This window comes from Acinetobacter sp. PW68 (assembly GCF_020982655.1).
GTDB lineage: Bacteria > Pseudomonadota > Gammaproteobacteria > Pseudomonadales > Moraxellaceae > Acinetobacter > Acinetobacter towneri_A.
In genome coordinates this window covers 2,573,565-2,594,495 of record NZ_JAHZSX010000001.1, presented here as the reverse complement: position 1 = coordinate 2,594,495, position 20,931 = coordinate 2,573,565, and the positions used below count along the sequence as shown (strand labels likewise).

18 protein-coding genes, 1 tRNA gene and 3 pseudogenes are annotated in these 20,931 nt (G+C 40.7%); 8 read left to right on the top strand and 14 right to left on the bottom strand.

The genetic code is table 11. From position 1 onward, the window contains the following. The first annotated feature begins 2 nt into the window (after nucleotides 1-2). From K1T76_RS12430 to K1T76_RS12405, 7 genes and pseudogenes are all read left to right on the top strand, one after another. On the top strand, nucleotides 3-1,046 hold the full coding sequence (locus K1T76_RS12430) for an HNH endonuclease (RefSeq protein WP_230245503.1): 1,044 nt from the start codon (nucleotides 3-5) through the stop codon (nucleotides 1,044-1,046). A 225-nt stretch (nucleotides 1,047-1,271) separates the two neighbouring features. Further along, entirely contained in the window at nucleotides 1,272-2,840 is a 1,569-nt protein-coding gene (locus K1T76_RS12425; protein WP_230245502.1) for a type I restriction-modification system subunit M, read from the top strand. Further along, nucleotides 2,840-3,316, top strand: a pseudogene (locus K1T76_RS15150) (restriction endonuclease subunit S); the annotation flags it as partial. The gene K1T76_RS12425 and the pseudogene K1T76_RS15150, both read left to right, overlap by 1 nt. After that, nucleotides 3,305-4,039, top strand: a pseudogene (locus tag K1T76_RS15145) (restriction endonuclease subunit S); the annotation flags it as partial. The pseudogenes K1T76_RS15150 and K1T76_RS15145, both read left to right, overlap by 12 nt. A gap of 58 nt (nucleotides 4,040-4,097) precedes the next feature. Continuing rightward, entirely contained in the window at nucleotides 4,098-5,225 is a 1,128-nt protein-coding gene (locus K1T76_RS12415; RefSeq protein WP_230245500.1) for a PD-(D/E)XK nuclease family protein, read from the top strand. A gap of 11 nt (nucleotides 5,226-5,236) precedes the next feature. Continuing rightward, on the top strand, nucleotides 5,237-5,584 hold the full coding sequence (locus tag K1T76_RS12410; protein ID WP_230245499.1) for a hypothetical protein: 348 nt from the start codon (nucleotides 5,237-5,239) through the stop codon (nucleotides 5,582-5,584). 92 nt (nucleotides 5,585-5,676) lie between these two features. Beyond that, entirely contained in the window at nucleotides 5,677-8,553 is a 2,877-nt protein-coding gene (locus K1T76_RS12405) for a type I restriction endonuclease subunit R (protein WP_230245498.1), read from the top strand. 130 nt (nucleotides 8,554-8,683) lie between these two features. On the opposite strand, the pseudogene K1T76_RS12400 reads toward K1T76_RS12405, so the two are convergent. The 6 genes and pseudogenes from K1T76_RS12400 to K1T76_RS12375 all read right to left on the bottom strand — a co-directional run. Further along, nucleotides 8,684-9,102: pseudogene (locus K1T76_RS12400) on the bottom strand (ATP-binding protein); the annotation flags it as partial. Between the two features lie 51 nt (nucleotides 9,103-9,153). Then, nucleotides 9,154-9,900, bottom strand: a complete 747-nt coding sequence (locus tag K1T76_RS12395; protein WP_230245497.1) for an ATP-binding protein — start codon at nucleotides 9,898-9,900, stop codon at nucleotides 9,154-9,156. Nucleotides 9,901-9,910: 10 nt separating this feature from the next. Beyond that, nucleotides 9,911-10,465: a DUF1376 domain-containing protein gene (locus K1T76_RS12390; RefSeq protein WP_180059991.1), complete on the bottom strand. Its 555-nt coding sequence runs from the start codon at nucleotides 10,463-10,465 to the stop codon at nucleotides 9,911-9,913. 65 nt (nucleotides 10,466-10,530) lie between these two features. Next, entirely contained in the window at nucleotides 10,531-10,782 is a 252-nt protein-coding gene (locus K1T76_RS12385; RefSeq protein ID WP_001084945.1) for a hypothetical protein, read from the bottom strand. Then, on the bottom strand, nucleotides 10,772-11,956 hold the full coding sequence (locus K1T76_RS12380; RefSeq protein ID WP_230245496.1) for a site-specific integrase: 1,185 nt from the start codon (nucleotides 11,954-11,956) through the stop codon (nucleotides 10,772-10,774). Before K1T76_RS12380 ends, K1T76_RS12385 begins: the two co-directional genes overlap by 11 nt. Before the next feature lie 19 nt (nucleotides 11,957-11,975). Then, nucleotides 11,976-12,185, bottom strand: a complete 210-nt coding sequence (locus K1T76_RS12375; protein WP_000122748.1) for a hypothetical protein — start codon at nucleotides 12,183-12,185, stop codon at nucleotides 11,976-11,978. Between the two features lie 112 nt (nucleotides 12,186-12,297). Here K1T76_RS12375 and K1T76_RS12370 point away from each other — a divergent pair, with 112 nt between their 5' ends. Further along, nucleotides 12,298-12,525, top strand: a complete 228-nt coding sequence (locus tag K1T76_RS12370; RefSeq protein WP_004974343.1) for a helix-turn-helix domain-containing protein — start codon at nucleotides 12,298-12,300, stop codon at nucleotides 12,523-12,525. 327 nt (nucleotides 12,526-12,852) lie between these two features. Here the strand turns inward: K1T76_RS12370 and K1T76_RS12365 are convergent. The 8 genes from K1T76_RS12365 to ribBA form a co-directional block, all read right to left on the bottom strand. Then, nucleotides 12,853-12,928 (bottom strand) — tRNA-Gly (locus K1T76_RS12365). A gap of 312 nt (nucleotides 12,929-13,240) precedes the next feature. Beyond that, nucleotides 13,241-15,082: a glutamine--fructose-6-phosphate transaminase (isomerizing) gene (glmS, locus tag K1T76_RS12360; RefSeq protein ID WP_230245495.1), complete on the bottom strand. Its 1,842-nt coding sequence runs from the start codon at nucleotides 15,080-15,082 to the stop codon at nucleotides 13,241-13,243. A gap of 12 nt (nucleotides 15,083-15,094) precedes the next feature. Next, nucleotides 15,095-16,459 (bottom strand): bifunctional UDP-N-acetylglucosamine diphosphorylase/glucosamine-1-phosphate N-acetyltransferase GlmU, encoded by a 1,365-nt coding sequence (gene glmU, locus K1T76_RS12355; protein WP_230245494.1) that lies wholly within the window; start codon nucleotides 16,457-16,459, stop codon nucleotides 15,095-15,097. A gap of 18 nt (nucleotides 16,460-16,477) precedes the next feature. Then, complete coding sequence (locus tag K1T76_RS12350; protein WP_096902633.1) at nucleotides 16,478-16,999, bottom strand: phosphatidylglycerophosphatase A family protein; 522 nt, start codon at nucleotides 16,997-16,999, stop codon at nucleotides 16,478-16,480. Beyond that, a complete protein-coding gene (gene thiL, locus K1T76_RS12345) occupies nucleotides 16,965-17,894 on the bottom strand; it encodes a thiamine-phosphate kinase (protein WP_131260657.1) in 930 nt (309 codons plus the stop codon). Before thiL ends, K1T76_RS12350 begins: the two co-directional genes overlap by 35 nt. A gap of 25 nt (nucleotides 17,895-17,919) precedes the next feature. After that, complete coding sequence (gene nusB, locus K1T76_RS12340) at nucleotides 17,920-18,369, bottom strand: transcription antitermination factor NusB (RefSeq protein WP_004974349.1); 450 nt, start codon at nucleotides 18,367-18,369, stop codon at nucleotides 17,920-17,922. Nucleotides 18,370-18,373: 4 nt separating this feature from the next. Further along, a complete protein-coding gene (gene ribH, locus K1T76_RS12335; protein ID WP_230245493.1) occupies nucleotides 18,374-18,844 on the bottom strand; it encodes a 6,7-dimethyl-8-ribityllumazine synthase in 471 nt (156 codons plus the stop codon). Between the two features lie 11 nt (nucleotides 18,845-18,855). Beyond that, the gene (ribBA, locus tag K1T76_RS12330; protein ID WP_230245492.1) at nucleotides 18,856-19,977 is read right to left on the bottom strand and encodes a bifunctional 3,4-dihydroxy-2-butanone-4-phosphate synthase/GTP cyclohydrolase II; all 1,122 of its coding nucleotides are present in this window, start codon (nucleotides 19,975-19,977) and stop codon (nucleotides 18,856-18,858) included. Nucleotides 19,978-20,931: the final 954 nt, after the last annotated feature.

The window sequence follows — 20,931 nt, the reverse complement described above, 5'->3', positions numbered from 1 at the left end:
CCATGTTATTTAGTACAGCTGAAATACCAAAACCTCAAGAACAGCTGAAATTCTTGAAGCATATTCAGCAGATATTGCAGTCAGGGACTTTTACTTCGACATATAAGTTTGCTTTGCTGATAAGTATCACGCGTCTGGCGATTGAACAGGGTCAAGATACCGGTGCTGCCTTGCATTTGGACTATCAGGATATTGCGGAAAAGTTTATTGACCTGTACTGGAAACAGTCTCTGCCGTTTCAGTTTAACCAGTATGAGCCTTTTACTATTCATCAAAGCACTGGTAAGCAGGCAAAGATCATCAGTGAAATTCAGAATGCACAGCAACAATTCAAGACCTTGGCCGCGTTGAGAAAGAATGTACTTTACTGGAATAGGCTGAAGCGAACAGTTGCGACAACGGTTAAGCAAATGCCGGTAGTATATTTGCAGAATTTGAATGGTCAAACCATAGAGTTTCTCTATAGTCTTGAAGATTCCAAGCAGTCCCTCAAGCTGTTGCCCAAGGTGATGTATTGCTTAAGACAATTTAGTGAAATCATTGAAGAGTTGTGCCAGAAGCGCTGGATTGATTTTGTTCGGCTAAACAAGCAGAACCTAGTGGTACTGGATGGTTTGCCTGATCTAGATGAATTCATGTTTGCCCCAAGTCGCAATCAACTGGGGAAGGTCGCGGACTTCTTAATTGACGTACAGCAATGCCAGTGTTTTTACTGTGGCAAAAGCCTAAAAAATTCAAAATATGCCGTGGATCATTTTATTCCATGGTCATTATATCCTGCCGATACCGGACATAATTTTGTCCTGGCGGATGAAAAGTGCAACTCACAAAAAAGTAATTATTTGGCGTCAGAACAATTTCTGCAACAGTGGCAGGAGCGGAACTATCTACATGATCAATCTATTGTTCGGGAAATTTCTCAATTAGGTTTTTTAACCGATCTGCAACGTTCGCATCGGGTTGCCGACTGGGCGTATAAGCAGGCAATAGAGAATGAATATTTAGTCTGGCTAGGTGGAAAAGATAAACATATATTAGGTGTTTAGTCCCATATCTGGAGTACTTTAATGTCTTTATTTTTCTGTAGTGAAGATTACTGGAGTAGGCTGCTATATAGTTTAGATTATGTCTCTATCTAGCGCCTGAATTGACAGATTACATCGCTTGACCACGACAATTCATGTCCTTGTCCACCTTTTTACTGCTGCATAATTTAGAATTTTAGGTAAAATCATTTTATTAATGATTTACTTATTTGGACTTCTATAACAATGACCCAAGTACAACTGCAACAATTACAAAAACAACTTTGGAATATTGCCAATACTTTGCGTGGCACCATGGGCGCTGATGAATTCCGTGATTACATTCTGGGTTTTATTTTCTTTAAATATTTATCGGAAAAGTCGGTGAACTTTGCCAATGAATTGCTCGATGGCGAAGACCTCAGCTTTTTAGAGTTAGATGAAAATAATCCTGAGCATGTGCCATACATCGAAGAAATTAAAAAGAATGCCATTGCCGAAGTCGGTTATGCGCTCACACCAAAACAGCTATTCCACACTCTCGCCGAGCGTAGTCGTCAGGGCGAATTCATTCTGGATGATTTAACTGCGACCTTAAAATCGATTGAACAAAGCACGTTAGGCACCGACTCTGCCGATGACTTTGCCAACCTGTTTGAAGATTTGGATCTAAACTCGACCAAGCTCGGCAATAATGCCAGTGACCGTAATGCACTGGTGGCGAAAGTCCTCAGTCATTTAGATGATATTGATTTTGATATTAGTAATACCGAAGCCGATGTACTGGGGGATGCTTACGAATACCTGATTGGTGAATTTGCCTCAGGCGCGGGCAAAAAAGCGGGGGAATTTTACACCCCGCAAACGGTATCGACTTTATTGGCAAAGATTGTCACCCAAGGCAAAGACCGTTTACGTTCAGTCTATGACCCGACTTGTGGTTCAGGTTCGTTGTTGCTTCGGGTAAAACGTGAAGTGAAAGATGTCGATATGATTTACGGTCAGGAGATGAACCGTACCACCTACAACTTGGCACGCATGAACATGATTCTACATGATGTGCATTTTGCCAAGTTCGACATCAAGCAGGAAAATACTTTAACCCGTCCGCAGCATTTAGATAAAAAGTTTGATGCTGTGGTGGCCAATCCGCCATTTTCTGCAAAATGGTCTGCCGATCCGTTATTTTTACAAGATGAACGCTTTGCCGCGTATGGCAAACTGGCGCCAAGTTCTAAAGCCGATATGGCTTTTGTACAGCACATGCTGTATCAACTGGATGACAATGGCACCATGGCGGTGGTGTTACCGCATGGCGTATTGTTCCGTGGTTCGAGTGAGGGCGTGATTCGTCAGTATTTGATTGAACAGTTGAATGTGGTGGATGCCATTATTGGTTTACCCGCCAATATTTTCTATGGCACTTCAATTCCGACCTGTATTTTGGTGTTGAAGAAAAACCGTGAGCAGAGCGGTAATATTCTATTTATTGATGCCAGCAATGATTTTGAAAAGCAGAAGAACCAAAACAAGTTATTGCCTGAGCATTTGGATAAGATTGTTGCGGCATTTGAAAAGCGTGAAAATATTGAAAAGTATGCGCATGTCGCGACTTTACAGGAAGTGAAAGACAACGATTACAATCTGAATATTCCGCGTTATGTAGATACCTTTGAAGCGGAAACCGAGATTGATTTAGATGCGATTGCAAAACAGCTTCAAGCTTTGGAACAAGACAGCCAAAAAACCGATGCGGTGATTGCAGATTTTTGCAAAGAGCTAGGCATTGCTTCGCCTTTTGCGGAGGTGAAGTAATGGCTTCGCCTAAGTTACGTTTTAAAGAGTTTGATGGGGATTGGTGTATATCACCTTTAAAAAATCTTTGTAAAATTAATCAAGGATTGCAAATTGCAATTGAGGAGCGTTTTCTAGAAGATGCTGAAAATAGGTTTTTTTACATTACAAATGAATTTCTCAGAGATGGTGCTAAAAAAAGCTATTTTATCGAGAATCCTCCTATCTCAGTAAGATGTAAATCAGAAGATATTTTGATGACTAGAACAGGAAATACTGGTCAGGTAGTTACTAATGTTGAAGGTGCATTTCACAATAACTTTTTTAAAATTGATTTTGATAGAAAGCAGATTGATAAAAACTTTTTTGTTGAGTTTTTAAGAAAAAATACAACTCAGCATTTGATTCTGAAATATGCAGGTGCATCTACGATCCCCGATCTTAATCACTCGGATTTTTATCGTATTCAGATGCCTATAACCTCAATAGATGAACAAACCAAAATCGCTTCTTTTCTTTCCGCAGTGGATGAAAAGATTAGCCAACTCACGCAAAAACATGAGCTGCTCAGCCAATACAAACAAGGCATGATGCAAAAGCTATTTAGCCAGCAGATTCGTTTTAAGGCGGATGATGGCAGTGAGTTTGGGGAGTGGGAGGAAATAGTACTTAGTGATGTTGCTACACGAATCAAGCGGAAGAATAAAGAAGATAATCAGAATGCACTAACTATCTCTGCTCAAATGGGACTAGTAAATCAACAAGAATACTTCAGCAAACAGATTGCATCTCGTGATTTGACTAAGTACTACTTATTGCATAAGGGAGAATTTGCTTATAACAAGAGCTATTCTGCGGGTTATCCAATGGGAGCAATTAAACGTCTAAAGCTATATGAAAAAGGCGTTGTTTCTACACTTTATATTTGTTTCTCACTAAATACAGAAATCAATTCTGATTTTTTTGAACATTATGTAGAAAGCGGTGCTTTGGTTCCTGAGTTGGAAAAAATTGCACAAGAAGGTGCTAGAAATCATGGTTTATTAAATATTAGCCTTCAAGAGTTTTTTGAGGTTGCTCTTTTTAAACCTTGCCTAGAAGAACAAACCAAAATAGCAAACTTCTTGTCCTCTATCGACCAAAAAATTGAAGTGGTGGCAGAGCAAATTGAACAGGCGAAAACGTGGAAAAAAGGCTTGTTGCAGCAGATGTTTGTTTAATTTTTTAAAGCCAAATCTTATAGGGAGGTTTGGCTTTTTAGATTAGAAAGGAGGAAATATGGCGGAATTAGACGATAAAGAATTACAAAGATATGAAAATTTATTGCTTAAAGCACAGCAGCATAAAACCCCTGAGCGGGAACTAACGATCTTTGATACTGCTGTGAATAGTCACTATGAAAATCCTACAACTGAATTATTAGCATTCTTTTTAGATCCTGAGCAAAAACATGGATTAGGTTCTAGTTTTTATAATGGATTTATAGAAGTAATTCGGGATTTATCTGGATATCAAGATATTGAATTGGGTCAATTTGTTCAGTTACAGACCCAACAATCAACTCAAGGAAATAAATTCATTGATTTGTGGTTGGAAACTGATAGTGCTTTGATCATCGTAGAAATTAAAGTTCATCATATACAAAATAATCCATTTGATGATTATGTTGTATGGGGCAAAGAAAAATTAGCAGAGATTAATAAAGATTTATCTGAATCAGCAACAGAAAAACAGCTCGTTCTTTTGATTTTAAGCCCAAATGGTGTGAGCCGAATTAAGCAGTGGTCTGGTCTGTCATTTACAGATTTATCTGAAAATGTTCAAAGAGCGTTAGGTTCACAGTTAATCGCTAATCCACTTAGTAAATGGCTCATATTCGCGCGAGATTTCTTATTACATTTAAATAGTTTTCATGAGCTACTGGATCTAAATATGGAAAAGGTTAATTTTGTTGTTGAAAATATGAAAAGCATTCAAGAATTAGTAAATCTACGTGAAGAGTGCTATCAAGAGATCATTGATCATATTAATAATAAGATTCAAGAAAAAATAGAGGATTATAAAGTCGGTATGCGAAGACACAATTGGGATGGTACCCCTGCATTGCGTTTTATTGGTAATCATTGGAAAGATTGGTCTGATACAGTATTAAATTTACATGTTAATGAATCCCCAATGAGTTGTAGCGTAAATATGTATATTCAGCATCCGACGGATGAAATTGTTAAAAAAGCTAAAGTGCTACTCAAAAAGAGTCCCTTTCCAATATCTGAACAAAGATATGAACAGAACAATAAATTTTGGGGAGCACACTTTAAATTTAATGCATTTAATTTAGAGGAAGTTACCCAGCTTATTATCTTTACCCAGCAGATTCTGAATAAAGTTGAAACTGAGTGGAAATAAGAATTTAGGTTGTGGCTCAGCAAATTGAACAAGCCAAAACTTGGAAAAAAGGCTTGATTGAAGGTCGAAAGCCCAACTACTGCATTTCAGCCGATGTTGCTGAGCATACAGATCAAAAAACTGAATATCTAGAGATGCGTGGTTTGGATGATCAGCATTATCAGGGACTGATTTTGGAATATTTAAAAAAGTTTGGTCAAGCCAAGCGTTCTGAGTTAGAAAAACTATTACTTGATAAGCTACCTCAAGTTTTAGATGAATCAAAAAAAATTAATAGAATTAGGAATCTAATGCAGAAAATGCGCTTAAATGGCTTAATTAAAACAGAAGGTAAAACTTGGAAAATAGCTAAGAAATAGCTAAAAATAACTAAGCTTAGTTATTTTTAGCTAAATTTAGTTATTTTGTTGCATAAATAATTGTTAAACATGGTTTTAATTAAGAGAAAATAATGACAGTACAGAGCGAATACCAACTTGAAAATGAACTGATGGGCCAGCTGCAACAATTGGGTTATGCCTCAGTGACGCTCAAGGACGAACGCCAGCTGCTGTCAAACCTGAAAACTCAAATTGAACGAGCTAATGGCCTGGCACCTTTGTCTGAAACCGAGTGGAAACAGGTCATCAGTTTTTTGAACACGGGCACAGTGTTTGAACGCGCCAAGAATCTGCGTGATCTGTTCCCAGTCAAATTTGATGATGGAACCAGTAAACACCTTTTTTTCCTGTCTGATGATCCTAGCAAAAATATTTATCAAGTCACCAATCAAATCAACATCGATCACCGCGACTATAATGGCAGAACCAGCCGTTTTGATGTGACCTTACTGGTCAATGGTTTGCCTTTGGTACAGATTGAGCTAAAAAAGCGCGGTATGGAAATTGCCGAAGCCTTTAATCAAACCCAACGCTATATTCGTGAAGCCTATTGGGCTGGGCAAGGGCTATTTGGCTTTATCCAGTTGTTTGTGATTAGTAATGGTGCCAATTCCCGTTATTACTCCAACGGCACCACAGGCATCGAGTTTGCCTTTCCATGGGCCGATGTCAGCAACAAACACATCAATGAAATTGTCGACTTTGCCGAAGCTTTTTTCAATCAGCAGCATCTGACCCAAATGCTGACTCAGTACATGGTGCTGCTAGAAACCACCAAAAGCCTGATGGTGCTGCGTCCCTATCAGATTTATGCGGTGCAGAAAATTGTGGAGCATGTGCAAAACTCCGATCAGAACGGCTATATCTGGCACACTACAGGTTCAGGCAAAACCCTGACTTCATTTAAAGCCAGTCAGATCATCATGCAAATGCCCGATGTTGAAAAGGTCTTGTTTGTGGTCGATCGTAACGACCTCGATACGCAAACCTCACGCGAATTTAATGCTTTTAAAGCCGACAGCGTCGACAGCACCGATAACACATCGACCTTGGTAAAACAGCTCGATCAACGACATGACAAACTGATTGTGACCACCATCCAAAAGCTCAATCGGGCCATCAGCACTGAACGTTATTTAGAATCGATTGATTATCTTAAAAATAAAAAAGTGGTCTTTATTTTTGATGAATGTCATCGCAGTCAATTTGGTGAGACCCATCAGAACATCAAAAAATTCTTCAGCAATGCACAAATGTTTGGTTTTACCGGTACGCCTATTTTTGAAAAGAACAGCCAAAGCAAAGCAGGTTTAAAACTCACCACAGATTACCTGTTTAATGAGTGTTTGCATAAATACGTGATTGTCGATGCCATCCGTGATCGTAACGTCTTGCAGTTCCAAATTGATTATCGGGGCAAATACACCGCCAAAGGCATGGCGACGAATGAAAGTTATGAGGAAGATGTAGAAGGCATCGATACCAAAGAACTGTATGATAATCCGCAACGCCTTGAAATGATTACCCGCTACATTGTCAATATTCACGATACCAAAACCCGTAATCGTGAGTTCACCGCGATGTTCTGTGTCAGTTCGGTCGAAACACTGACCCAATATTACGACCTCTTTGAAAAGGTGCAGGCTGAAAAACAAATTGAAGATGAAGCACAAGGTCGGATATTTAAACCGTTGACCATTGCCACCATCTTTTCCTATGCGGCAAATGAGGCTGTACCGACTGATGACTTAACTGGCTTGATTCACGAAGAAGCCGCAGATATTCCAACTCAGGTCAACTCATCCAGTCGGGATAAGCTAGATCGATACATTGCCAATTACAACCGACAGTTTAAAACCAACTACAATTCTGGTGATCAATTTTATGCGTACTACCGCGACATTGCACAGCGCGTAAAAAACAGACAGATTGATATTCTAATCGTGGTCAATATGTTCCTCACGGGATTTGACTCTAAGCCGTTAAATACCTTGTATGTCGATAAAAACCTAAAATATCATGGCTTGATTCAAGCATTCTCACGCACCAACCGTGTCTATAACGATAAAAAACCATTTGGCAATATCATCTGTTTCCGCAACCTAAAACGTGCAACAGATGAAGCACTGGCACTATTTTCCAATAAAGAAACGACCAAGATTGTACTTGTTCCCAGCTATGCGGAAATCGAACAGGATTATCAAGCTGCGGTGAGCAAATTGTTTGCCTTAACGCCCAATTACCAATCAGTCGATGATCTTGTTACTGAAGAACAGCAACTCGAATTTATTAAAGCTTTCCGTGAAGTGATGCGCTACAACGCCCAGCTACAAACTTTCATTGAATATGATCAAGACCAAACACAACTCGATAAACAGCACTTTGCGAATTTTGCCTCTAAGTATGCTGACCTATGTCGTGCCGTTAGAAAGACCACCAAGAAAGAAAAAGTATCGGTATTGGATGATGTCGATTTTCAACTGGATTTACTGCACAGTGATCGCATTAATGTGGGTTATATCATCAACCTCCTACAGCTTGTTGTTGATACGGACTCAGAGGACAAACGTCAGAAGTACCAAGCGCAAATTTACGATTTAATCAGTAGCGATATTAGCTTGCACGATAAGCAAGACCTGATTCAAAAATTCATTGAAGAAAACATACCTAAGATGATCAATGGTCAAAGCGTCCAAACGGCTTTTGCTGCATTCTGGGATGCTGAAAAAGAACAGGCCTATCAGCATCTTTGTAAAGAAGAAAACCTGAAACCAGAAGCCATGAAGCAGGTTCTGGAGCATTATGAGTTCACCAAACGCCTACCACGTAAAGAAGAGTTGAAGGACTTACCAAACTATAAGGTTAAGCTGTTTGAGCGGGAGAACGTGTTTAGCAATTTGCTGGTCAAGACACGCCAGTTGATTGAAAAGTTTTATGTGGGGTTTTAAATTGTCAAAGAAGTAAAGCACCTTAGTGGTGCTTTACTTCTTTAGGTGTATGCATTTGTTCCACCCTTTCTAAGACAGTGGCAGAGAACGGTGTCAACGGCATTCTAAAATTGACCCCTTTGACCTCGTATTAAGTTTCAACCTGTGGCTGAATCCCTATTCTTTTTTTATCCTTCAAACGATAACTCTCAACCGATATTTGTACCACATGACAGTGATGCAATAACGATCTAACATCGCAGCGGTCAACGTGACATCATCCTCAAACGACTTAGACCATTGGCTAAATGGTAAGTTACTCGTCAATATCGTACTGCCTTTTTCATAACGCTTGGCAATCACGTTAAAGAACAGATTCGCTTCTTCACGTCCAAAGGGCAAATAACCAATTTCATCGATAATCAATAATTTCGGGGCGAGTATCACGCGTTGCATATAGGTTTTCAATTTACCTTGCTGATAGGCTGTACTGAGTTACAGCATGAAATCGGCGGCGGTAATAAACTTGGTTTTGACATTGCTCATGATGGCCTTATAGGGAATCTTTAGAAAGAAAGCCAATCATCTCAGCAAGATAATTGGCTTAAGTGAGAGTCACGATTATCCGCTTATTCGTCGGTCATCCCAATAACACGGCACTACAATCAAATGGTTCTCATGTAACCGAGACCATAATCTTACACCTAAATCCCGCTGCATATTTTGGACTGTGAAATTGGAAATCAGCAGGGTAGATTTCATATTGTCATAACGACTATACAAAACCTTATGCACCATCTCCAGGCGTTTTTCATGCCGGTCATGCAGGCCATATTCATCAATCACCAATAAATCAAAACTGGAGAAATGGTCGATGACTTCTTTCTCAGAGCTCGAAGCATCTGACCAGGTATCCATCATTTTTTGAGCAATTTCTGCACTGGTATAGTAGCGTGCAGATTTTGTACTGTTATGCAGAATGTTGCGAATAATTGATGCACTCAGATGGGTTTTACCTGTACCCGGTGTACCAATCATCAACATGTTCGGGTTGTGGTCAGAAATAATTTGCTGTGCAAAGGCCTGACATAGTTTGATGGCATTGTCTTGTGCAGGGCATGCAACTACATAATTCTTGAAGCCACGATCCAGGTAGCGTTTATTGAGCCCTGAATTTTTAATTTTCTGTTGTAGCAATCGCTGTTGCAGTTCATTCTCATAGGCTGCATGTGAGTGATGGACGGTTTCTTTGGCACACAATTTACAGAGCCTGTGACCAGCAATTTCCATCAGGGGTATATGGTGGGTAGCGCAAAGTGTTTCCGTTGTTTCTGCGCGAAACTGGAGTGTTTTAAGCATGGTATTCATGACTGATCTCCTAAATCCACTTTGAATTTTCTAAAAAACTCTCATTTTTTTCTTCAAAATTTGAAGATGAAGATGAAGATGAAGATGAAGATGAAGATGAAGATGAAGATGAAGGGCATGGTTCAAGCATGACTTGAGTAATACTCGGGCTCTTCTCAGGAGCTGCTTGAGTATTTACTTTTCGTTGCTTGGTTGATGCTTGAGCATTACTAGCGGATTTCCCCCAACGTGCCTGAGCTGCATTTTTAGCTTTATCAGATTTCATTTGCTGATTTTGCAATGCCTGGCTTTTTAAACTGGTTAAAAAATTTGAATGAATCTGCTCAGATTCGATTTCAAACAATTCCAGGGCCATTAGCGTATTCAACAAAGTTTTAGCCTTGGTATGTTGCGATAATTTTGTGATGCTACATACAGTAGCTAGGTCATGAGGAATGGCACCATTTTTCCAGAAATCCATCATTAACAGTAGGGTTGCACCAATTTGTTCTGCCGTCATTCGTGCAAATTTTGCCTGTAGGTCGCCAATATAGAGTGGCATCCAAATTGAAATATCTTTATGCATGTGTTCACCTTTTTATAGGTATAAAGGGGCTGAGGTCATCAATTAGATGACCTTATATGTTTGTTTTATGAGTGAGCGAGACTCATTAAGCGGAGACGGGCCTGTTGAGCCAAGTCATCGTAATGAGCTTGCCCTTCATCCAGCATTCGCTGTAGCCAAAGTCTTAATGCTTGGTGATCATCGAAGCATTTATTGATTTCCAGCAAAAAGGCCAGATTATGTAGTTTGGGAATGTGTAGCTCATGGATTAATTCACGAGCGACCATATCTGCTTCAGGACTGACGACTACACCGCCAAAGAAAGCTTTACTGTTCATGTGTAAGCTCCTCTGTAGTGAGTCTCTCCAGCATGGCTTCAAAAGCACTGCCATCGCGACGGGTAACATTCGGAATGTAGCGGCTATAGACTCGGAACAACATTTCAGTGGTTGAATGCCCCAATTGGCGTGCGACCCATTCTGGATTTTCACCTGCCGCCAGCCAGAGCGTTGCTGCTGTATGGCGTGTCTGATAAGCACGACGAGGCGTTAATCCTAAAAAGCACAGGATAGGGTGCCATACACGCTTATTAACTAAACGGTAGTCTAGAGGACCGCCATCACGGTTACAGAAGACGAAGTCCGATTTTCCGTTGTTGAGGCTTTTCTGTTGCAGAAAGGCTTGGTATACCCGGTCATTCATCTGGATCGTGCGGTCAGAACCATACGTTTTGGTTCCACCAAGAACACCATTCACTAACGCTTCACGGATATGGATCTCACGACGTTGCAAGTCGATATTTTTCCATTGAAGGCCATCGATTTCACTGGTACGCATACCTGTGAAAAAGCGAATGGTGTAATAAGGCCTAAAGTCCTCACGCACCGCAGTGAGAATTTTATGCACCTCTTCCAGAGAAAAAGGTGTGACTTCGATCTTACTTTCCTTCAGATTGTTTATATTTTTATACGGCGACTCAAAATCGTATCGTTCTGCCGCATCATTCAGTATCATACGTAAAGGCGTCATGATTTGATTGATCCTCGATGCTTTCAGACTTGTTTGATCTTTTCCGTGTGTCACTTTGGCGAGGGAAGCACGGAAGTTCAGCAAGTCTGACTTCTTAATTTTTGAGAGAACCTGATTACCAAAAGCGGGGATCAAATAGTTTTTGATTACAATTGAAACCTTTTGTTGATATGAATCTCTCCATTCAATTTGTTTCTGTTTAAACCACAATTCAGCAAACTCTTTAAAAAGAGGAACCTTGGTTTGTACAGCGATTTGCTGACTTCTTTTTTCCTTAAACTCCTCAACACGTTTACTTTTTGGAAAATACTTTTCGTATTCAAAAGTTCCCAAAGTAATTTCAGCTTGAAGCTGCTCGAGACGTTTTTTTAAAATTCGGCGATTATAGGCATTGTCTTCAAGATTGGTTGTCTCTCTGCAACGGATGCCCATGTAGCGAAAATCGGCAATGAGTTTGCCACTTCTTTCCCGGATGGTAGCCATCGGTTAAACCTCCTGAACCTTATTGAAGAGCATCCATACTTAAACCAGTGAATTTAAGCATTTCAGTTTCAATACGTTCCCAAACAAAAAGAATTTTGCGACCACCAAAAGGACGGATGTAATGAACACCTTCAATAAAGACACTGTCCTTCAGTTGGTTGCGAATAGTACGAGCGTCGTACTGGATTTTTTCAGCCAGTTGCTGGGCTGTGAGATAGGTATATGACATAATAGAGCCTCATATTTTTTACTAGGTAACTAGGAAAAATTATTCCTAAGACATAAATTATCATATTTTTATGTTGTTGCAAGTACTTTTTATGATTTAAATAGGAAATTATATGATTATTTCAAACTTGGCAGTTTTATTAGCAGAAAGGAAACTTAAGGTTGCTGATTTGGTGAGAAGTACTGGAATTAATAAATCTACTTTACATAAACTTTATAATGATGAATCTGTACGGATTGATTTTGAAACCATTGATAAAATTTGTATTGCATTAGATGTGGAAGTGGGTGATTTATTGGTTTTTAAGAAAATTGATAATAATCAAAATGATAATAGCTAGTTTGGTCACAATTGGTCACATCAAAAAGTGAAATGGTTACAAATCCTTGATCGTTTGGTAAAAAACATCTTGTTTTGAAGAGAATAGGGTGATTTTTTACCTTCAAAAAAAGCTCTGAAAGTGGTGATCGATTGAAGACATTTAAGGTTAATTGAGACCATTTTTATTGTTGTGGGCACGCCATGGTCACATCTTGGTCACAAAATACAAATTACATTAAAAATATTTTTTATTGAATCGAATAACACAGGAAGAAGATTTTTTAAAAAATATAATAAAATCAACAAGAAAAAAGCCCTAATCTTTCGACTAGGGCTTTTTTGAATCTGGAGCGGGAAACGAGACTCGAACTCGCGACCCCAACCTTGGCAAGGTTGTGCTCTACCAACTGAGCTATTCCCGCATGCGGTGTATAATACATGATGCAAAAATAGGGTCAATCATTTTTTGCATGTCATTGTACTGACTGAATAAATAAACAACATTTTTAGAAAATAGTGTGGTTAAATGACTTAGGTTATTTGTTTTTATAAAAGTTTTCATTGTCTGCAAAAGTTTCAATATCGCTTGCTATGCACTGTAGTCATGCGAAAAATAAAAAGTATAAGACATAAAAAATCCGCAGCACTAAATTTCTAAGAAAGAAGCCGACTGCGGATTTTTTAGGTGATTCAAAATAATTTTATTAAATTTAAATCATTGAATTTAATCAATATTATTCCACTGTTACGCTTTTTGCCAAGTTTCTAGGCTGGTCGACATCTGTACCACGTAAAACCGCCACATGGTAAGACAACAACTGCACAGGAATACTATACACAATTGGCGCAAGCAACGCGCTGACCTGTGGTACATAAACCACATGCTGGCGTTCTTTATCTGCAGGAATGCCGCTGTGTTCATCTGCAAATACAAACAGCTCACCACCACGTGCCTGTACTTCTTCCATATTGGATTTCAGTTTATCCAGCATGTCATCTTGCGGTGCTAAAATCACCACAGGCATGTCATTATCGACCAATGCCAATGGGCCGTGCTTTAATTCACCCGCAGCATAACCTTCTGCGTGAATATATGAAATTTCTTTCAGTTTTAACGCACCTTCCAAGGCAATTGGGAATTGTGTGCCACGACCCAAGAACAAGCAGTGATTTTTCTCTACAAACAATTCAGACAAACGTAAAATTGCCGTATCATTTTGCAAAGTATCTAAAATCACTTTTGGTGTGTGCCACAAGCCTGCAATAATTTCAGCTGTATCTGTCGCTGCTATTGCATTTTTCACCTGACCAATTTTGAGCACCAACAGCATTAATGCTGCCAACTGTGTGGTAAAGGCTTTGGTCGATGCCACACCAATTTCAGGACCTGCAAGCGTCAACAAACTATGATGGGTTTCACGCACCATAGATGAAGTCGCTACGTTACAAATGGTCATGGTGCTAATATTTAAGCCTTTTGCAGCAGCACGTTTTTGCGTGTCGCGTAAAGCAGCTAAAGTATCTGCAGTTTCACCCGATTGTGAAATGCACACATACAACGTATTATTCACAATCACTGGCGTGCGATAACGGTATTCGCTGGCAATTTCCACATGACATGGCAAGTTAATCAGCTGTTCAAACCAATATTTTGCAATCATCCCCGCATGGTAGCTGGTACCACAGGCAATAATCTGTACCTGTTGAATCTTGGCAAAATCAAGCTCGGCATCTTTCAGGAAATCTTCACGTAAAGCGTTGCCATTCAATGCTTGTGAAATGGTTTGTTGAATTGCTTCAGGCTGCTCATAAATTTCTTTGAGCATGTAGTGTTTATATTCACCCTTCGATGCATTGCTTACAGTTGCATCCAGCTCTTTTACAGGGCGTTGAACCGTTTGACCATTTACAAAAACTTCAATGCTGTGGCGGGTTAAGCGGGCAATATCACCTTCTTCCAAATACATGAAACGGTTGGTAATTGGCAATAACGCCAATTGGTCTGAACTGATAAAGTTTTCGCCAATACCGACACCAATCACCAAAGGCGAACCTTCACGTACCGTGATCAACTCATCTGGATAATCGGTATGGATAATACCTAATGCATAGGCACCCTTAAGTTGTGGTACCACTTGTTGAACCGCAGTCAGTAAACCTGCTGCAGTTTTTAAGGCATGATTGACCAAATGTGCAACCACTTCGGTATCGGTTTGAGAGTTGAAAACGTAGCCTAAAGTTTCCAGCTCGTCTTTCAGTTCTTGATAATTTTCGATAATACCGTTGTGTACGACAGCAACATTGCCAGAAATATGCGGATGTGCATTGTTTTCAGTCGGTTTACCATGTGTTGCCCAACGCGTGTGCGCAATACCGAGTGAACCTGTTATTTGAGAATCGAGTACTGCTTGCTCAAGATTTGCGACTTTACCGACACGGCGCTCACGCAAGACCTGACCTTGACTAATCAGTGCCAAACCTGCGGAATCGTAACCGCGATATTCTAAACGCTTTAAACCTTCAATGAGGATATTGGTAATACTACGTTCTGCAACGCCACCGACAATACCGCACATAGGAACTTCCTCTTATTTTTTCAATTTTTGTGGACGTTGATAATTTTCTTTAGTGAACTGTTTAGAACGTTCCACAGCTAAACACTGTTCTGCAACATCACGGGTAATAGTCGAGCCTGCGCCTACCGTTGCACCATTGGCAATGGTGACAGGTGCAACCAATGAACTATTTGAGCCAATAAAGACGTGGTCACCAATAATGGTTTTAAACTTATTGGCACCATCATAATTGCAAGTAATTGTACCTGCACCAATATTGCTGCCTGCACCCACTTCGGCATCCCCTAAGTAGGTAAAGTGGTTGGCTTTGGAGCCTAAACCAATTTGACTGTTTTTCACTTCAACAAAGTTGCCAATATGTACTTCATTGGCCAATATCGCACCCGGACGTAAACGAGAAAATGGACCAATTTGTGCATCTTCGCCCACAACCGCTTGGTCAAATACGCTATACGGCTGAACTTTAGTGCCCGCAGCAATTTTAGTGTTTTTAAGAATACAACCTGCACCAATTTCTACGCCATCACCCAGTTCGCAATCGCCTTCGATAATCACGTTAATGTCAATGCGAACGTCTTTACCTGCAGTGAGATTACCACGTAAATCAAAACGGGTTGGGTCAATTAAATGCACACCTTGTTGCATGAGTTGCTTGGCTTGGAAGTTCTGGAATTCACGTTCTAAAGCAGCCAATTGCACACGGTCATTCACGCCTTCTACTTCAAAAGCCAGTTGAGGTTCTACCGATGCAACTACTAAACCATCGGCAATTGCCATCGCCACAATATCGGTCAGGTAATATTCACCCTGCGCATTGTTATTGCTCAGTTTTGGCAGCCATTCATGTAATTTGGCATTGCTGACGCAGTAAATACCCGTGTTGATTTCTTGAATTTGACGCTGTGCTTCAGATGCATCTTTATGTTCAACAATCGCTTGAATTTTACCGTTTTCACGCACAATACGACCATAACCCGTAGCATCGGCAAGGGTGAGTGTCACCAATCCAATTTGGGTTTCACGTGAAACATCGAGCAGCTTTTGTAAAGTTTGCTCTGTAATACAAGGCACATCACCCGATAAAATCAGAGATACGCCATCTTGTGGTAAAACAGGCAAGGTGACTTTCACTGCATGGCCTGTGCCGAGCTGTTCCGCTTGTTCGACCCACTGCACCTGTTCATGTGCAAACGCATTTTGAACCAAAGTACCGCCGTGACCGTAAATGGTAATAATATGATCGGCTTGTAATTTTTTTGCGGTATCGATCACGTGACCCAAGAGTGGGCGTCCTGCAAGAGGTTGTAATACTTTTGGTAAATTTGAACGCATGCGCGTGCCTTTACCTGCTGCAAGAATAATCACGGTGGTAGACATGTTGAATCCTAGTGATGGCTAAACCAAAGTAAAAGATAAATAAATATAAATACATAATGCGGCCCAAAGACCCGCAATAATATCGTCCAGCATGATGCCAAAACCACCCTCGACCCGACGGTCAATCACACGTATTGGCCAAGGTTTCCACACATCAAATAGTCGGAATAGGGCAAAACCCACAATTACCCAGACCCAGCTGATTTGATTGATAAAAATCAGGGGTAAAAAGGTAATCGATTGTCCTGCAAATTCATCCCAAACAATACGACCATCATCATGTACGCCCATAACCTGTGCAGTACGTCCACAGATATATATGCCAACGAGGGACATGATGGCAATGGCAAAAAGGCTTGGAATGAAACCAAGCGCGAACCAAATGGGAATGAACAGTAGGGCAAAGGCCGAACCAAAGGTACCAGGAGCTTTGGGTAGTAGACCTGAACCGAAGCCAACACCACAGCATACAATCAGTCGGTCAGTCCAAGACATGGCTTTGAAATTAATCGCGGGTTTTTGCAAAGTGTTGGTATCCATGAAAATGAAGTGAACGATCTACGCCATTCTGTTCAAAGCTTAAGCGGTTTTGATTGTTAATTTTGCCAATAATATGAATAGGGGTATTCAGCGGTTTTTGCAAAAGCTGCTGATAATTTTGTGGGCTTATTGTAAAGCATAACTCATAGTCATCGCCACCTGCCAAGGCATATTGCCACTGCTTTTGTTGTGGTAATTCGGTTAATGCAGCATCTATAGGCAGTTGGCTGAGTTCAATACAAGCACCGACCTGAGAGGCTTTGAGAATATGCCCTAAATCTTGTGCCAAGCCATCTGAAACATCAATCATGCTTGAAGCCAGACCTTTGAGTTGTTGCCCGAGTTGGCAGCGAGGTGTCGGGTAGTCTAAGCGTTGTTTTAAGGGGTGATCGAGATGATCTAAACCAAAAGCGGCATCGCCGACTTGTCCGCTGACACAAATATAATCGCCGACTTGTGCGCCTGAACGTGGAATTGCTTGCCCTTGTTCAATCCAGCCTAAGGCGGTAACGGAAATGGTGAGATGCGGGCTTTGTGTGGTATCTCCACCTATTAAACTTACCCCGAATTGATCGCAACAATCATGTAAACCCTGACTAAACCCTTTGAGCCAGTCATGATCAATTTGGGGTAGGCTCAATGCCAGTAAAATACTGTGTGGGGTGGCACCCATGGCGGCAATGTCAGATAAATTGACCGCAACCGATTTCCAACCAATCGCATGTGGGTTGGTATCGAGGGGGAAATGTCGTCCAGCGACTAAAGTGTCGGCACAAATGACCAATTGTTGTTGCGGCGGAGGGGTGAGCAGAGCTGAGTCATCACCGACACCTAAATCGACTGCATCGGGACGCGGTCTGTTGAAATAGGTCTCAATAATGGAAAACTCAGCCATACAACAATCGACTCAATACTTTGAATTAGTTGCTTTGTTGCTTTTCTGCTGCACGTAAGCTGTTGGCAAGACGGTCTAATACACCATTGATGTATTTGTGGCTGTCTGCACCACCAAAGTGTTTTGCCAATTCAATCGCTTCATCCAATACCACACGGTATGGAATTTCCAGATGTTGTTCTAACTCATAAGCACCTAAACGTAAGGTGGCGAGTTCAACACCATCGAGTGCTTGAATGTCACGATCAAGAACAGGCACCAGTAATGCATCCAATGCTTCATGATTGGCAACCACTTGAGTCAACAATTCATGATAATAGCCGAGATCCACTTTGTGCATGGCATTTTCCACACGGGTACGTGCTTCAATTTCATGTACTGGATTGTGGCTCATCTGCCATTCATAAATACCTTGCACAGCAAAACGACGTGCTTTACGTTTTGCTGCATAAGTTGCTTGAAGTGTTTGCGACATAGCGTTAAATAGCCTTTAACAAGTTAACCATTTCAATTGCAGTTAAGGCAGCTTCACTTCCTTTATTACCTGCTTTTGTTCCAGAGCGTTCAATCGCTTGTTCAATACTATCCGTAGTCAATACACCGTTAATCACAGGTAAGCCTGTATCTAAACCCACCACGCCTAAACCTTTGGCACATTCGCCTGCAACAAAGTCAAAATGTGGTGTGCTACCGCGTATTACTGCGCCGAGTGCAATAATCGCGTCATAACCATTCGTTGCAGCTAATTTTTTAGCTACAACAGGAAGTTCCCAAGCGCCTGGTGCATGAACAACGGTGATATTATCCTCTGATACGCCATGACGTTTCAATGTGTCAATTGCGCCATCAAGCAAATGCTCAACCACAAAACTATTAAAACGACCGACTAAAATCGCATAACGGCCTTCGCTAGCGAGATGTAATAAACCTTCAATACGGCGAATTGCCATAGCAACCTCGATTATTTCTCTGATGTTGGATCTGCGGTGACGTATTCCACCACTTCTAAGTTAAAGCCTGATAAAGCATTGAAACGTAATGGTGAGCTGAGCAGCTTCATTTTTTCAACACCTAAATCACGTAAAATTTGTGCACCGACGCCAATGGTTTGATACTGCTGTGATAATGCAGCATTGGCTTTGCCCTGTTTCGGGGTTTTAAGGCTGTCTAGGGCAGGGCCCAAGTCTTGCAATTGAGCTTGACCAATCCAGACCAAAACACCACGTTCACTGTTGGCAATTTCTTTTAAAGCACGGTCTAAATTCCACGTTGCCGAAGCATCTTCTTTTTTAAGCTTGAGTAAATCACGGGTTGGATTAAAACCATGCACACGTACTGTAGTAACGCCTTCTTTTGGTTCGCCCTTGACCAATGCTAAGTGAATGTCTGGGTTGCCCAGTTCACGGTAGCGATATAAGTCAAAAGTACCATATTCAGTGTCGATGCTTTGCTGATCCAAACGTTCTACGGTTTGCTCATTGGTCATGCGATAGTGGATTAAATCGGCAATGGTGCCAATTTTTAATCCGTGCTTTTCAGCAAAAATTTCTAAATCTGGACGACGTGCCATGGTGCCGTCTTCATTGATGATTTCACAAATTACCGATGCAGGCTCTAAACCTGCCAAACGGGCAAGATCACAACCTGCTTCGGTATGTCCTGCACGGTGCAATACACCACCTGGCTGTGCCATGAGTGGGAAAATATGCCCAGGCTGAACAATATCGGCAGGCTTGGCATGTGCAGCGACAGCGGTTTGAATGGTATGCGCACGTTCTGCGGCAGAAATACCCGTGGTAATGCCTTCAGCAGCTTCAATCGACAAAGTAAAGTTCGTACCGTGTTGTGCACCATTGGCATCAACCATTAACGGTAGGTTTAATTGCTGGCAACGGTCACGACTTAAGGTTAAGCAAACAAGACCACGCGCGTGTGTGATCATGAAGTTGATATCTTCAGGGCGAACGTGGGTTGCGGCAATGACTAAATCACCTTCATTTTCACGATCTTCATCATCCATGAGGATGACCATTTTTCCTGCACGGATATCTGCTACAAGCTCTTCGACAGTATTGAGCGGCATCAATCTTCACCTTCTTATTTGTCTGAAACGACATTGAATGAAAGAGATGCATAGTCTAACGTTTTTTTACCTGTTTTGCCTATGCTTATCATTTTCATTGCGTGATTTATGGTTATACACAGTGTCATCAGGCTTGGAAAGAGGCGAAAATGAGGATTTGCTGCGTTGCTGTAGATTGTTTAAGCAATTGAGATGAAATGCAAAATCTGTGAAAAATAAAATTGTATTAGTTATTAGGAATCATCGTCCTTATCGTTGCCTTCACGTGAACCCACTTAGGTTTTGGGAAAGGCAAGAATTGGGAAGACTTTGAACAGAAATATTTTAAAAGTTTAGAGGGGCTGGTTGTCAACGATACTGTCTAGGATCAGATGCATGCACGTGTAGCAGTCCTCAACAGATGTACGCAATTAGGTCGAGCACTTACCTAAGTTACGCCTTAAATTTGGTTCATTTCGGGGGCTTTGTCTTTCAAATCTTTGTGCAATAAACCCGTCGATTTAAATAGAAGTGACAGATGCAATGGTCTGTGAAAGCGGTTTTTTAATGCGAAATGGTATAACTGATAAGTTTATGAAAAATGAAAGGAGGGAATGAGCAAGCATCTTAAAAACAGAGTAATTTTTAAAGCAATTTTAATCTTATTCGCTTCATTCTCAGCTCAGTATTTTAAGTGGGCAGGTTAATCTGACCTGAATTATTCCAGTTAAAGCCCTAACCACTAATTGCTTGAAATATCAACTATATGTTTAAGAGTAGATGCGATTGAGGGACTGCAACAAAACGATGAGATGAAATACAGAATAAATAGCAGTTTTTATTTGAAATTTAAAAATAAACACTTTTCTGTGATTAATTGCACAATAAATGCAAAAAAGTCATGTCTTGCATATCCTTAATTGTCTTTGTGTGGTTAGAATATAACAACTGTGCCCAAGATCTCTCACGTCTGTT

Coding starts and splice junctions, on each gene's coding strand:
- ribH (WP_230245493.1), bottom strand. CDS start 18,844: ATGGCAATTCGCCGTATTGAAGGTTTATTACATCTCGCTAGCGAAGGC.
- K1T76_RS12395 (WP_230245497.1), bottom strand. CDS start 9,900: ATGAATACCATGCTTAAAACACTCCAGTTTCGCGCAGAAACAACGGAA.
- ribBA (WP_230245492.1), bottom strand. CDS start 19,977: ATGCCGCTCAATACTGTCGAAGAGCTTGTAGCAGATATCCGTGCAGGA.
- glmU (WP_230245494.1), bottom strand. CDS start 16,459: ATGTCTACCACCGTGATTATTCTTGCAGCAGGTAAAGGCACGCGCATG.
- K1T76_RS12415 (WP_230245500.1), top strand. CDS start 4,098: ATGGCGGAATTAGACGATAAAGAATTACAAAGATATGAAAATTTATTG.
- K1T76_RS12380 (WP_230245496.1), bottom strand. CDS start 11,956: ATGGCTACCATCCGGGAAAGAAGTGGCAAACTCATTGCCGATTTTCGC.
- K1T76_RS12430 (WP_230245503.1), top strand. CDS start 3: ATGTTATTTAGTACAGCTGAAATACCAAAACCTCAAGAACAGCTGAAA.
- K1T76_RS12385 (WP_001084945.1), bottom strand. CDS start 10,782: ATGAACAGTAAAGCTTTCTTTGGCGGTGTAGTCGTCAGTCCTGAAGCA.
- K1T76_RS12350 (WP_096902633.1), bottom strand. CDS start 16,999: ATGGATACCAACACTTTGCAAAAACCCGCGATTAATTTCAAAGCCATG.
- nusB (WP_004974349.1), bottom strand. CDS start 18,369: ATGTCGCAAACACTTCAAGCAACTTATGCAGCAAAACGTAAAGCACGT.
- K1T76_RS12405 (WP_230245498.1), top strand. CDS start 5,677: ATGACAGTACAGAGCGAATACCAACTTGAAAATGAACTGATGGGCCAG.
- K1T76_RS12375 (WP_000122748.1), bottom strand. CDS start 12,185: ATGTCATATACCTATCTCACAGCCCAGCAACTGGCTGAAAAAATCCAG.
- K1T76_RS12370 (WP_004974343.1), top strand. CDS start 12,298: ATGATTATTTCAAACTTGGCAGTTTTATTAGCAGAAAGGAAACTTAAG.
- glmS (WP_230245495.1), bottom strand. CDS start 15,082: ATGTGCGGTATTGTCGGTGGCGTTGCAGAACGTAGTATTACCAATATC.
- K1T76_RS12390 (WP_180059991.1), bottom strand. CDS start 10,465: ATGCATAAAGATATTTCAATTTGGATGCCACTCTATATTGGCGACCTA.
- K1T76_RS12425 (WP_230245502.1), top strand. CDS start 1,272: ATGACCCAAGTACAACTGCAACAATTACAAAAACAACTTTGGAATATT.
- thiL (WP_131260657.1), bottom strand. CDS start 17,894: ATGGCTGAGTTTTCCATTATTGAGACCTATTTCAACAGACCGCGTCCC.